Consider the following 12,820-nt stretch of genomic DNA (forward strand, 5'->3'; position numbering starts at 1 on the left):
AGGTCATTATCATGAAATAAATTGGTCATTACAGGATTATCCCGTGCTAACAGTATCTCCGTCAATTGCCCCTGAAATTTATCGTATTGCGCCTGGTTTTCGGGCACTGAGTATCCACGTAAAAGCCGCGCCGGTATTAAACCCTGGTGCTGGAGAACTAGCACTACGAGAAGCCTGCGAGGCCGTTCTGGCAGGCGGGCCTGCGTGGGCAGAATCTCATCTGGCGGCATGGGCCGATGTTTTTCAGAAGTTTGGTGCCAAACCCAAGCGTACCCCGTGTTCCGCTGAGGCATTGCGCAAGCGCGTACTGCGTGATGGAATGATGCCGGCACTCGATCCTGTTGTTGATCTGTATAACGCCGTGAGCCTCCGGTACGCCATTCCCGTTGGCGGCGAGAATATTGCGGCTTACCAGGGTGCCCCGTGCCTGACGATTTCAGAAGGCACAGAACCTTTTGATACGGTGAAAGACGGCGAGACTGCAATTGAGTACCCTTCCCCCGGAGAAATTATCTGGCGGGACAACACTGGCGTGACCTGTCGCCGCTGGAACTGGAGACAGGGAATAAGAACGCGTCTGGATGTGCAAGCCCGGCAGATGTGGTTCATTCTGGAAAGCTTGCCACAAATGCCACTGGAACAACTTCATGAAGCCGGAAGAATGCTGACGGATGGCCTTGAAAATATGATGCCCGGCCTGTGGTTTGACGTGGCGCTTCTTACGGAATAACACCCGATATTTTACAGGAGAAACAACATGTTTACTGGTTTGTGCGCTTTCCCGTTAACCCCAGTCACCCGCAACGGTGTCGATGAAGCAAGCTTCATGAAGATCATGTCGCGTCTCACTGACGCGAGGGTCGATTCCCTGGGGATTTTGGGCTCGACAGGAAGTTATGCCTACCTGACACGGGAACAACGCAAACGCGTCGCTCTCCTTGCTCGCGAACTGGCCGGGGACATTCCGATGATGGTCTGTGTCGGCGCCGTCAGTACCGATGCCATTCTGCGTCTTACGGAAGATGCCCAGCAGGCAGGTGCTGATGCCTTACTCCTGCCCGCAGTCAGCTACCAGTCGCTCAGAAATGAGGAAGTGTTCAGCCTCTTTGAAACGGTGAACCGACATACGTCACTGCCGATATGCGTGTATGACAATCCTGGTACAACGCATTTTACGTTTTCTGATGAGCTGCATGGTCGTTTGTCATCGCTGGATGCCGTTGGTTCGGTCAAAATTCCAGGCGTACCTGATACAGCGCAAGCGGCCGCTGAACGCGTCAGGAACTTACGTAATCAACTCAAGCCTGGTGTGACCATAGGAATCAGTGGTGATGCTTTTGCTGGCCTGGGGCTTAATGCGGGGTGCGAGATTTGGTATTCCGTCTGCGGTGGACTATTCCCGGAAACCGCAAAACAAATCACCCAGGCGGCGGCGATGAAAGATCATGCCCGGGTTACCGCCCTGGTTGCGCGCCTGGAGCCCTTGTGGGCGCTTTATCGCAAACATGGCGGCAGTATCCGCGTGGTAGCCGCTGCGGCGGGTGTTCTGGGGCTGGCTGACATTGACTGCCTGCCTCACCCGCTTCATTCATTACCCGCGGGCGATATTGCAGAGATTGCCAGCGTAATCACGTTGTTAGATCTGAAATAATCTGTTTGGGTCAGAGGCTAAATGTGCCTTCCATGGTAATTACGCTCTTGCCCCCCACGCTGACCAGCGGCTCACCGGACGTCGCATCGTAGTGGGTATATAGCGAGCTTGCGCGCCCCATATCCACGCCCTGACGGATGTGCAGAGCAAGCGTCGTTTTATCCCAAAGCGTTGCCAGCAGGGCCGTAACGGCGGCGGTTGCGCTGCCCGTTGCCGGGTCTTCGGTCATACGCGGCGTAAACATCCGCGCGTGAAGATCGCATGGCGCGTCGGGATCGGTTTCTGCGGCCCAGGCATAAACAGAGACCGCCCCATCAAGCGGCAGGAGATCCCGGAATCCCTGTAAATTTGGCACACACTTACGCAACGCATCGTGTGATGCCAGCTCCACCACCAGGAATGGCAGCCCCACCGAGGCGACAAGCGGCTTATGCGTTTTGGTGCTGATCTCCTCTACGCCCAGAGACAGGCAGGCGGCGACTTTTGCAGGACTCACCTCAGAGCGGCAGGATAATGCTTCGGGTACAAGCAGTTGGGCACCCGCAATCTTGCCGTCTTCTTTCAGGATCGTAATCGGGACCAGTCCGGCAGTTTCTTCGAACCGCAGGGTTTCAGGCACCACGTCACCTCCCAGAGCGGCATACTGCGCCAGTACATAGGCAGTGCCTATATTGGGATGCCCGGCGAAAGGAATTTCACGCGAGGGGGTAAAAATCCTGACTCGCGCAGTGTTTACCTCCTTATCAGGAGGCAGAACGAACGTTGTTTCGCTGTAGCCGAACTCAACCGCAATCCGTTGCATCTGTTCGGTGCTCATACCTTCAGCATCTAAAACAACGGCAACGGGATTGCCGAGAAAAGGGGTATCGGTAAAAACATCAGCAATGGCATAACGTCTTTTCATTATTGGTCCTGAAGTCAATGAGGCAGCGCCACTTCATCATTACACAGTCAAACCCCGGAAAGGTATTTTTTACTCAAAGCAGGCAGTTACGGAATTCCGATATGTGGTGGATTTACGAATCATTAAAATCATTCTATTTTTTTGAACGATGCAAGCAAATTGTTTCGATTTTAATCACTTCATGTTCGTCCTATTATTTATCACATCAGGGCAACACAGCCCCATACAGAACAAAATAACTTAGGAATACGACCATGAAAACCATCAAAACTTTAGTTGTAGTTTCCGCTCTTTCTCTGATGTCTTTCGGTGCTTTCGCACAGAGCATTAGCGCTAACGCATCAACCCTGGATCGTGCAGAAGCCAAAATTGCCGCACAAGCAGCTGAACAGGGTGCGTCATACAAAATTACCAGCGCTCAGTTTAATAACCGCGTTCATATGACAGCTGAACTGACCAAATAAGAGGATCAGGGGTTGCCGAAATATCGCCCCTTTCATCTCTTTGTAGCAAAACCCTTTAGCCCCCTCGGGGGCTTTTTTGCGTTTATTATCAGGTTCTCTCCTGAGAATTAAACGGGTTTTTAAAGCAACGCGCGTCCGGCGAGATGCCCAACCCCCATCGACAAAACCATTGCCATAGTGCTCCAGAAAGTAATTCTGATGATCGCCCTGACAGGAGACGCTTTGCTGACAACTGAAGAGATATACCCCAGCGCAGCCAGCGAACAAAGGGTAGACAGGATAATAAACACAGAAACCCGCGTTGCTGGTGCTAGCCAGGCAACCAATAAAGGTAACACCGCACCGGCAGAAAAACTCAGTGCTGAAAAGAGGGCTGCCTGTAGCGGCCGCGCAGAATTCGTGCCTGTTAGCCCGAGCTCTTCCCGGGCATGAGCATCCAGTGCATCCTTCACCATTAATTGCTCTGCAACCTGGTGAGCGAGTGCCGGCTCTACCCCACGTTGTATATACAGTGTCGTAAGCTCCCGCACCTCGCCCTGATAATCTGTTTCCAGTTCCTTTTGTTCCTGCGCCAGAGCGGCGTTTTCTGTATCCGCCTGTGATGAAACAGAAACATACTCCCCTGTCGCCATCGACATCGCTCCCGCAACCAGGCCAGCAACCCCCGCCAGTAAAACGCCAGAGGGACCTGTATTTGCCGACGCGACGCCAAGGACAAGGCTTGCTGTCGACACAATACCGTCATTTGCCCCCAGCACGGCGGCCCTTAGCCATCCAACGCTTTCAATACTGTGTCGTTCAAGATGCATGTTTCTGTTTTCCTGTGAATTAGATAATGAATATCACTGGCATTGCGGATATATAAAAACTGCATTAACAGATATTGTATTTATTTGTTCTTTCCATTGCATTAATATTGAATAAGTTTAGCCCATAATTTGGTTTTTTGTTTATTCGGAATATTTTATGCGAAATGATAATAAATATCATGAACGTTCAGTTGCTGCGAAAAAAAGCACGTTAATTAGCGTCGTTGTAAATTTCTTCTTATCCTTTACACAGATCCTGACGGGTTTATTTTCAGGTTCACAAGGGTTAATTGCTGATGGGATTCATTCTCTTTCCGATTTAATAGCTGATTTTGTTGTGTTGTTTGCCAATAAAAAAAGCCGTAAACCTTCAGACAATGATCACCATTATGGGCACTGGCGCTACGAAAACGGCGCGTCGATGATTCTGGGAATGCTGCTGGTGGCCGTGGGTGCCGGAATGTTGTGGTCTGCAATCGGGAAATTGATGCATCCTGAGCAGCTTACTGAAGTTCATTCAGCCGCGCTCTGGGTGGCACTAACAGCGCTCATAGTAAAAGAATCGCTTTTCAGGTACATGCTCAGTGTTGCCAACCGTGTTCAGTCCTCACTCCTTGTGGCAAATGCATGGCATGCCCGTTCTGACGCAGCATCATCGGTCGTTGTAGCGATTGGCATTATCGGGACTCTGGCTGGATATCCCTGGTTTGATCCTGTTGCTGCGTTTGTGGTCGGGGTCCTGATATTACGTATGGGTTACTCATTTGCTTCTGATGCATTGCACGACCTGATGGACCGCTCTGCCGATCAGGAAAAAGAGCATGAAATAAAAGCTATTCTTCTCTCAACGCCTGGTGTTGCCGGGCTCCATGACCTTAAAACGCGTAAGGCGGGAGATCTGATCCTGGTCGACGTTCATCTGGAAGTTCCGGAAAACTTATCCGTCAGGGATGGACATGATATTGCGATTGCTGCACGGGAACGGGTGTTAAAAAATAACGATGTCCTGAATGTTATGGTGCATATCGATCCATTTTCCGTAAAAGAACCGGATTTTGGTATTTAGGATACTGGCCGTAGTTAATGGAGGGTTATTCTTCCCTCCTTTGGAACAACGCGGCCGATTGATACATTCTGGCACCCAATAATAACGCTGTAGAAGTCAGTTTAGCCCGCCACTACAGCGTACCTTTTTCATAATCATCTCAACCGTTTTACTCGGTAACGGGATTTTTCCTTTGGCTGCGGGCGGTGAGGAATATATGAAGCAAACCCATCGCCCCATGAGCCCAGAAATAAGTCTCAATAAATACCGTCAGAAACTTATGTAAATGCAGCACACTTTCTGCCAGCGCAGATGATGGCCCGTAAAGGGTATTTAGTGCGAACCACGCCCCACCGCACGCTGCAACGCCCAACAATGCCAGCACGCCAAGCCCCTGGATCAATGCCGCTATTCCACCAGCATGGGCTTCAGGTAGACGGAATGAAAATAGCATTTTAACGTCTTCAATCACCCCCCGAAAATCAAGGGTCAGCCAGGCAAAATAGTAACGAAATCCTCGTTGCTTCAGCATCCATCCAAGCATGACAAGACCAAGAACAATCAGTGCTAATCCGGAGATAACATGGAACCATGTGACGAAACCGGTCAGTGATAAATCGCTAAGCGCCTCGCTTTCTGTAAGATTAGAATTGATGATCTGCAATAAAACCAGTACAGCTACGATAATATGCAGCACACGGAGAAAGGGAGTGTCTTTGTGAGGAAGTGCATTTCGTAATTGTTCGTTCATCATTTGACCATTCGGTTAGTGGATTTGACCTTATTAGTATCATGTCTATTAATTAACGAAACCTTAACGTCTCACAGAGATGTATTCTGCTTTAAACATTGGAACAATCGCCAACAGCGTCTCCCTGTCAGTTCCCTCTTTTGCCCTGACTCGCACTTTTCGGCTCATGGCATTTCACTTACTTTATCCCTGTGCTTTAATAAGCTAAACCGGTTTAATTTAGTTTAGCAATGAGAGGGGAAATACCAACATGAATGCAAAAATCTGGGTTCTGGGCGACGCGGTGGTAGACCTGTTGCCGGAAAGCGAGGGCCGCCTGCTACAGTGTCCCGGCGGTGCACCGGCTAACGTAGCGGTAGGCGTTGCTCGCCTTGGCGGTAACAGCGGGTTTATCGGACGCGTGGGCGACGATCCGTTTGGTCGTTTTATGCGCAACACCCTGCAACAGGAGCAGGTTGATGTCAGCCATATGCGCCTTGACGGTCAGCATCGCACCTCCACTGTGGTTGTCGACCTTGACGAACAGGGAGAACGAAATTTTACCTTTATGGTGCGTCCCAGCGCGGATCTGTTCCTGGCAGAAGAAGACCTGCCGGAGTTTAGCGCCAACCAGTGGCTGCACGTCTGCTCTATTGCCCTTAGCGCAGAACCCAGCCGCAGCACCACTTTTACCGCGATGGAAAAAATCAAACGTGCCGGTGGCCGGGTGAGTTTTGACCCTAATATCCGCCTGGATCTCTGGCAGGATCAGGACCTGCTGCACAGCTGTCTCGATCGCGCCCTGCGTCTGGCAAACGTGGTGAAGCTGTCTGAAGAAGAGCTGATATTCATCAGTGGCAGTGATGATATCGCACTGGGGATCGCCAGCGTTACCGAGCGCTATCAGCCTGAATTACTGCTGGTGACCCAGGGCAAAGCGGGCGTTATCGCCGCATTCCAGCAGCAGTTTACCCATCTCAGCGCTAAGCCGGTTGTCAGCGTGGATACCACCGGCGCGGGCGATGCTTTTGTAGCCGGCCTGCTCGCAAGCCTTGCTGCCAACGGAATGCCGACGAATATCAATGCGCTGGAACCAACACTTACTCTCGCGCAAACCTGCGGCGCCCTGGCAACAATGGCGAAAGGCGCGATGACTGCCCTGCCATACCAGCGCGATCTACATCGCTAGTTTTGATCCTAAAGGCCGCCACGCGCGGTCCACTTTGTTGCATCCATCACACTTATTAAACCGGTTTAGCAAAATAAATTTCAAAATGTTAAATGTCATGCTTAACATAGCAACTAAACCGGTTTAGCAAAAACACACAATTTTAAATTTTTCTTTTGGGATGCAATCTATATGTTCAGAAAAAGCACACTCGCGGTTCTCATCGCTTTGCTAACCGGCGCCGCCTCAGCCCATGCACAAACGGATCTCAGCAGTATCGAAGCCCGTTTAATTGCGCTGGAAAAACGCCTGCAGGATGCAGAAAACAGAGCGCAAACGGCAGAAACCCGCGCCGATTCTGCAGAGAAAAAAGTTCAGCAGCTCACCACTCAGCAGCAAAAAACCCAGGACAGTACTCAGGAAGTGGCTCAGCGTACTGCCAAACTGGAGAAAAAATCCGATGAGAAAAGCGGGTTTGAGTTCCACGGCTACGCCCGCTCTGGCGTGATAATGAATGACTCCGGTGCCAGCACCAAATCCGGGGCCTACATGACGCCAGCAGGGGAAACCGGCGGGGCTATCGGTCGTCTGGGAAACCAGGCCGATACCTATGTCGAAATGAATCTTGAACATAAGCAGACCCTGGATAATGGGGCGACGACCCGCTTCAAAGTCATGGTCGCCGACGGTCAAACCACTTATAACGACTGGACGGCGAGCACCAGTGATTTGAACGTTCGTCAGGCCTTTGTCGAGCTGGGTAACTTACCGACCTTCGACGGGCCGTTTAAAGGCTCCACCCTGTGGGCCGGGAAACGCTTTGACCGCGACAACTTTGATATTCACTGGATCGACTCGGATGTCGTGTTCCTCGCCGGTACCGGCGGCGGTATTTACGATGTCAGGTGGAACGACAGCATTCGAAGCAACTTCTCTCTGTACGGACGTAACTTCGGTGATATTGCTGATTCGAGCAACAGTGTGCAGAACTACATCGTCAGCATGAACAATTTCATTGGTCCTGTGCAGGTGATGGTCAGCGGGATGCGGGCCAAAGACAACGACGAACGCCAGGATACCAACGGTAATCCGGTCAAAGGCGATGCGGCAAATACCGGGGTACATACGCTGCTCGGGTTGCACAACGACAGTTTTTACGGCCTGCGTGAAGGCGCCAGCAAAACCGCCCTGCTCTACGGTCACGGCCTGGGTGCAGAAGTTAAAGGTGTCGGCTCCGATGGTGCGTTACGCTCGGGGGCCAACACCTGGCGCTTCGCCAGCTACGGCACCACGCCAATTAGCAAGAACTGGTTTATCGCCCCGGCGATACTGGCACAAACCAGTAAAGATCGTTATGTCGATGGCGACAGCTACCAGTGGGCAACCCTCAACATGCGCCTGATCCAGGAGATCAATCAGAACTTCGCCCTCGCTTATGAAGGCAGCTACCAGTATATGGACCTCAAGCCTGAAGGTTATAACGATCGCCATGCGGTAAACGGTAGCTTCTACAAGCTCACCTTCGCCCCGACCTTTAAGGTTGGCGACATCGGTGATTTCTTCAGTCGTCCTGAAATCCGCCTTTACACCTCATGGATGGACTGGAGCAAAAAACTCAATAATTACGCCAGCGATGACGCACTGGGCAGCAGTGGTTTTAAATCGGGCGGCGAATGGTCGTTCGGGATGCAGATGGAAACCTGGTTTTAACGGTTAACACCTGATAACAGTAACCGCCGGGGCGACAAAGTATGCTTCGTCGCCCCGGACACAATAACAACGAAGAGAATGCGCCCCGGCTACCACGAGGCGACAACTCGAAAATCAACACGCATTCAGAGGGTACTATGGATTTTGAACAGATTTCCCACTCGCTGCTTCCGCTTCTGGGAGGCAAGGACAATATTGCCAGCGCCGCGCACTGCGCCACACGCCTGCGCCTGGTGCTGGCCGATGATTCACTGGCAGATCAGCAGGCCATTGGCAAAATTGATGGTGTTAAGGGCTGTTTCCGTAACGCCGGACAGATGCAGATTATCTTCGGCACCGGGGTGGTGAATAAAGTCTACGCCGCCTTTATCCAGGCGGCAGGGATTGGCGAGTCCAGCAAATCAGAAGCTGCCGACATTGCGGCGAAAAAACTGAATCCTTTCCAGCGCATCGCCCGCCTGCTGTCGAATATCTTTGTGCCGATCATCCCGGCTATTGTCGCCTCCGGTCTGTTGATGGGCCTTCTGGGGATGGTCAAAACTTACGGCTGGGTCGACCCGGGCAACGCTATCTACATCATGCTGGATATGTGCAGCTCGGCGGCGTTTATTATTCTGCCGATCCTGATTGGCTTCACCGCCGCCCGCGAATTCGGCGGTAACCCCTATCTTGGTGCGACGCTTGGCGGCATTCTGACTCACCCGGCGCTCACCAACGCCTGGGGTGTGGCCGCGGGTTTCCACACCATGAACTTCTTCGGCCTTGAGATTGCCATGATTGGCTATCAGGGAACGGTGTTCCCGGTGCTGCTGGCAGTGTGGTTTATGAGCATGGTTGAGAAACAGCTGCGTCGCGTTATCCCGGATGCACTGGATCTGATCCTGACGCCGTTCCTGACGGTGATCATTTCCGGTTTTATCGCTCTGCTGATTATTGGCCCGGCCGGTCGCGCGCTCGGCGACGGTATTTCGTTAGTCCTCAGCACCCTGATTACCCATGCAGGGTGGCTGGCCGGACTGCTGTTTGGCGGTCTCTATTCGGTTATTGTTATTACCGGTATTCACCACAGCTTCCATGCCATCGAAGCCGGGCTGCTGGGCAACCCGTCCATTGGCGTCAACTTCCTGCTGCCGATTTGGGCGATGGCCAACGTCGCTCAGGGCGGAGCTTGTCTGGCGGTATGGTTTAAAACTAAAGATGCAAAAATCAAAGCCATTACCCTGCCCTCGGCGTTTTCTGCCATGCTCGGCATCACCGAAGCGGCGATTTTTGGTATTAACTTACGCTTTGTAAAACCGTTTATCGCAGCCCTGATCGGCGGCGCGGTGGGCGGCGCGTGGGTGGTATCCATGCATGTTTACATGACCGCGGTAGGCCTGACGGCTATCCCTGGCATGGCTATCGTGCAGGCCAGCTCACTGCTGAACTACATTATCGGGATGGTTATCGCCTTTGGCGTCGCCTTTGTCGTCTCCCTGGTACTGAAATACAAAACGGACGCTGAATAATGTCACTTCCATCACGCCAGCCTGCGATTTTGCAGGCTGTTATGCAGGGCCAGCCGCGCGCGCTGGCCGACAGCCACTATCCCCGCTGGCACCATGCGCCGGTGACCGGGCTGATGAACGATCCCAACGGCTTTGTTGAATTTGCCGGACGTTATCACCTGTTCTATCAGTGGAACCCGCTCGCCTGCGATCATAAGTTCAAGTGCTGGGGGCACTGGAGCTCTGCCGATCTGCTGCACTGGCAACATGAGCCAATCGCACTAATGCCCGATGAAGAGTATGACCGTAACGGCTGCTACTCCGGCAGCGCAGTGGTAAACCTGGGTACCCTCACCCTGTGCTATACCGGCAACGTCAAATTTGACGACGGCAGCCGAACCGCGTGGCAGTGTCTGGCGACGGAAAATGCCAACGGCACGTTTACTAAGCTCGGCCCGGCATTACCGCTACCGGAGGGCTATACCGGCCATGTGCGCGACCCAAAAGTCTGGCAGCATGAAGGTCGCTGGTACATGGTGCTGGGCGCACAGGATCTGCAAAAGCGCGGCAAGGTGCTGTTGTTCAGCTCCGCGAACCTGCATCAGTGGAATAATGAAGGCGAAATCGCCGGTTACGCTATCAATGGCCTGGACGACGCAGGCTATATGTGGGAGTGCCCGGACCTGTTTGCGCTTGGCGACCAGCATGTCCTGATTTGCTGCCCGCAAGGGATTACCCGCGAGAAAGAGCGCTATCTCAACACCTACCCGGCAGTGTGGATGAGCGGCGATTTCGACTACGACCGCGCTGCTTTCAAACACGGCGAACTGCACGAGCTGGACGCCGGGTTCGAGTTCTACGCCCCACAAACCATGCAGGCCAGCGATGGCCGCCGTCTGTTAGTCGGCTGGATGGGGGTCCCCGACGGCGAAGAAATGCTTCAGCCGACGCTGGCTAACGGTTGGATCCATCAGATGACCTGCCTGCGCGAGCTGGAGTTTATCGACGGTCAGCTCTGTCAGCGCCCGCTGCGCGAACTCACTGCCCTGCGTGGCGAAGCACGCGGCTGGCAGGACAGCGCCCTGCCGCTGGAGCCGATGGAAATATCCCTGGAAACCGCCCGTGACGATGCGTTACACATCGATTTTGGTGGCGCGTTAACCCTCGAGCGCGATGCCAGCGGTATCCGTCTGGCGCGACGCAGCCTCGCCAGTGATGAAACCCACTATCGCTACTGGCGCGGCGAAGTTCGCTCGCTGCGGATTTTTATCGACCAGTCGAGCGTAGAAATCTTCATCAACGACGGTGAAGGCGTCATGAGCAGCCGGTATTTCCCGGACTATCCGGCGCAGCTAATGTTCTCCGGCATCACACCTGAAGCATTCTGCTACTGGCCGCTGCGACGATGCATGGTAGAATAAGCGTTTTGCTTTCAGGCTCATGGCGTCGTAATGAAAACCAAACGCGTAACCATTAAAGATATCGCCGAACTGGCTGGCGTTTCCAAAGCAACCGCCAGCCTGGTGATGAGCGGGCGTGGCAAGGAGCTGCGCGTGGCGCAGGAAACTCGCGAGCGTGTGCAGGCGATTGCCCGCGAGCATCATTATCAGCCGAGCATTCATGCCCGCTCGTTACGTGATAACCGCAGCCACACCATTGGGCTGGTGGTGCCGGAGATCACCAACTACGGTTTTGCGGTCTTTTCCCACGAGCTTGAGACGCTGTGCCGCGAGGCAGGCGTTCAGCTGCTTATCTCCTGTACTGATGAAAATCCCGCTCAGGAGAGCATGGTGGTGAACAATATGATTGCCCGTCAGGTTGACGGGCTGATCGTCGCCTCCTGTATGCATAATGACGCCGATTATCTGAAGCTCAGCAACCAGCTGCCGGTGGTTCTGTTTGACCGCTGCCCCAATGAAAGCGCCCTGCCACTGGTCATGACCGATTCGATTACCCCGACAGCAGATCTGATTTCCCGTATCGCACCTCAGCATAGTGATGAATTCTGGTTTTTAGGTGGCCAGCCGCGGCTATCGCCGTCACGCGACCGACTGGCGGGCTTTACGCAGGGTCTGGCCCAGGCGGGTATCGAACTGCGCCCGGAATGGGTGATCAACGGCAACTATCATCCCAGCTCCGGCTACGAGATGTTCGCCGCCCTTTGCGCCCGTCTCGGTCGGCCGCCAAAGGCGCTGTTTACCGCTGCCTGCGGACTACTGGAAGGGGTGCTGCGCTATATGAGTCAGCACAATTTGCTCGATTCCGATATCCATCTGGCGAGCTTTGACGATCACTATCTCTACGATTCGCTGTCGCTGCGTATTGATACCGTGCAGCAGGACAACCGTCAGTTGGCCTGGCACTGCTACGACCTGATAAGCCAGCTGATTGATGGCAATACGCCCGAGCCGCTTCAGCGCTACCTGCCTGCGACACTGCAAATCCGCCATCGGTGATTGCCAAACGTTTTTAAATCAAGGGTTCTGTTGAGATTCATAAAATAAAAATGCGGCCAGTCAAGCGGTAACCCTGGCGGGTGAAGCAGTCGTTATTCAAAGGTTATCTCGAGTCAGGCATTTACCAATTGCCCATTAAAGGCTCTGAATCGCCACGGGTTTAACAGACACCTCAGAGTCATTTTGGCTTTGGTCACCTGCCTTCAGTTTTCCTGCGTATACAAAGTTATCAAGCAGGGATATAGGGCTAGTCGCCGATTTTAACCGCAATGAAATCAACTATTCAGAAAGCGGCCCGGCAAGCAGAGTAAGCTGGCACTGATCTCCATGGTAATTTCAGAAGTCTCCTTCGATTCCGCGGAGTGGTGCTCAAGTTTAAATTGATGCTAACCAATA

General features: G+C 53.0%; 12 protein-coding genes. 9 read left to right on the forward strand and 3 right to left on the reverse strand.

Going from position 1 to position 12,820, the window contains the following annotated elements; genetic code table 11:
* Positions 1–43: 43 nt before the first annotated feature.
* Complete coding sequence (locus HV107_RS23935) at positions 44–730, forward strand: B3/4 domain-containing protein (protein ID WP_182061213.1); 687 nt, start codon at positions 44–46, stop codon at positions 728–730.
* 27 nt (positions 731–757) lie between these two features.
* A complete protein-coding gene (locus HV107_RS23940; RefSeq protein WP_182061214.1) occupies positions 758–1,651 on the forward strand; it encodes a dihydrodipicolinate synthase family protein in 894 nt (297 codons plus the stop codon).
* Positions 1,652–1,661: 10 nt separating this feature from the next.
* Here the strand turns inward: HV107_RS23940 and HV107_RS23945 are convergent, their stop codons facing one another.
* Positions 1,662–2,555 carry a PhzF family phenazine biosynthesis protein gene (locus tag HV107_RS23945; protein WP_182061215.1) on the reverse strand — a complete coding sequence of 298 codons (894 nt, stop codon included), beginning with the start codon at positions 2,553–2,555 and terminating at the stop codon, positions 1,662–1,664.
* A 254-nt stretch (positions 2,556–2,809) separates the two neighbouring features.
* Here HV107_RS23945 and HV107_RS23950 point away from each other — a divergent pair, with 254 nt between their 5' ends.
* Complete coding sequence (locus tag HV107_RS23950; RefSeq protein WP_182061216.1) at positions 2,810–3,019, forward strand: YdgH/BhsA/McbA-like domain containing protein; 210 nt, start codon at positions 2,810–2,812, stop codon at positions 3,017–3,019.
* Between the two features lie 119 nt (positions 3,020–3,138).
* Here HV107_RS23950 and HV107_RS23955 read toward each other — a convergent pair whose 3' ends face one another.
* A complete protein-coding gene (locus tag HV107_RS23955) occupies positions 3,139–3,828 on the reverse strand; it encodes a VIT family protein (RefSeq protein ID WP_182061217.1) in 690 nt (229 codons plus the stop codon).
* A 157-nt stretch (positions 3,829–3,985) separates the two neighbouring features.
* Here HV107_RS23955 and HV107_RS23960 point away from each other — a divergent pair, with 157 nt between their 5' ends.
* Positions 3,986–4,894: a cation diffusion facilitator family transporter gene (locus HV107_RS23960; protein ID WP_182061218.1), complete on the forward strand. Its 909-nt coding sequence runs from the start codon at positions 3,986–3,988 to the stop codon at positions 4,892–4,894.
* Between the two features lie 148 nt (positions 4,895–5,042).
* Here HV107_RS23960 and HV107_RS23965 read toward each other — a convergent pair whose 3' ends face one another.
* The gene (locus HV107_RS23965) at positions 5,043–5,624 is read right to left on the reverse strand and encodes a cytochrome b/b6 domain-containing protein (protein WP_182063583.1); all 582 of its coding nucleotides are present in this window, start codon (positions 5,622–5,624) and stop codon (positions 5,043–5,045) included.
* Positions 5,625–5,874: 250 nt separating this feature from the next.
* On the opposite strand from HV107_RS23965, the gene HV107_RS23970 reads away from it, so the two are divergent.
* The 5 genes from HV107_RS23970 (at position 5,875) to HV107_RS23990 (ending at position 12,424) form a co-directional block, all read left to right on the forward strand.
* The gene (locus HV107_RS23970) at positions 5,875–6,792 is read left to right on the forward strand and encodes an aminoimidazole riboside kinase (RefSeq protein ID WP_182061219.1); all 918 of its coding nucleotides are present in this window, start codon (positions 5,875–5,877) and stop codon (positions 6,790–6,792) included.
* Between the two features lie 171 nt (positions 6,793–6,963).
* Complete coding sequence (locus HV107_RS23975) at positions 6,964–8,481, forward strand: carbohydrate porin (protein ID WP_182061220.1); 1,518 nt, start codon at positions 6,964–6,966, stop codon at positions 8,479–8,481.
* A gap of 137 nt (positions 8,482–8,618) precedes the next feature.
* Positions 8,619–9,989, forward strand: coding sequence for a sucrose-specific PTS transporter subunit IIBC (locus HV107_RS23980; RefSeq protein ID WP_182061221.1), 1,371 nt, complete (start codon positions 8,619–8,621; stop codon positions 9,987–9,989).
* The gene (locus HV107_RS23985; RefSeq protein WP_182061222.1) at positions 9,989–11,389 is read left to right on the forward strand and encodes a sucrose-6-phosphate hydrolase; all 1,401 of its coding nucleotides are present in this window, start codon (positions 9,989–9,991) and stop codon (positions 11,387–11,389) included. The genes HV107_RS23980 and HV107_RS23985 overlap by 1 nt, the downstream gene beginning before the upstream one ends.
* A 30-nt stretch (positions 11,390–11,419) precedes the next feature.
* Positions 11,420–12,424, forward strand: a complete 1,005-nt coding sequence (locus HV107_RS23990) for a LacI family DNA-binding transcriptional regulator (RefSeq protein WP_182061223.1) — start codon at positions 11,420–11,422, stop codon at positions 12,422–12,424.
* Positions 12,425–12,820 lie beyond the last annotated feature (396 nt).

Source organism: Enterobacter sp. RHBSTW-00175 (assembly GCF_013927005.1).
Taxonomy (GTDB): Bacteria; Pseudomonadota; Gammaproteobacteria; order Enterobacterales; family Enterobacteriaceae; genus Enterobacter.

Bases quoted from the DNA above. Each gene is read 5' to 3' on its own strand.
- HV107_RS23950 (WP_182061216.1), top strand. From the start codon at position 2,810: ATGAAAACCATCAAAACTTTAGTTGTAGTTTCCGCTCTTTCTCTGATG.
- HV107_RS23945 (WP_182061215.1), bottom strand. From the start codon at position 2,555: ATGAAAAGACGTTATGCCATTGCTGATGTTTTTACCGATACCCCTTTT.
- HV107_RS23955 (WP_182061217.1), bottom strand. From the start codon at position 3,828: ATGCATCTTGAACGACACAGTATTGAAAGCGTTGGATGGCTAAGGGCC.
- HV107_RS23975 (WP_182061220.1), top strand. From the start codon at position 6,964: ATGTTCAGAAAAAGCACACTCGCGGTTCTCATCGCTTTGCTAACCGGC.
- HV107_RS23965 (WP_182063583.1), bottom strand. From the start codon at position 5,624: ATGAACGAACAATTACGAAATGCACTTCCTCACAAAGACACTCCCTTT.
- HV107_RS23960 (WP_182061218.1), top strand. From the start codon at position 3,986: ATGCGAAATGATAATAAATATCATGAACGTTCAGTTGCTGCGAAAAAA.
- HV107_RS23940 (WP_182061214.1), top strand. From the start codon at position 758: ATGTTTACTGGTTTGTGCGCTTTCCCGTTAACCCCAGTCACCCGCAAC.
- HV107_RS23990 (WP_182061223.1), top strand. From the start codon at position 11,420: ATGAAAACCAAACGCGTAACCATTAAAGATATCGCCGAACTGGCTGGC.
- HV107_RS23980 (WP_182061221.1), top strand. From the start codon at position 8,619: ATGGATTTTGAACAGATTTCCCACTCGCTGCTTCCGCTTCTGGGAGGC.
- HV107_RS23985 (WP_182061222.1), top strand. From the start codon at position 9,989: ATGTCACTTCCATCACGCCAGCCTGCGATTTTGCAGGCTGTTATGCAG.
- HV107_RS23970 (WP_182061219.1), top strand. From the start codon at position 5,875: ATGAATGCAAAAATCTGGGTTCTGGGCGACGCGGTGGTAGACCTGTTG.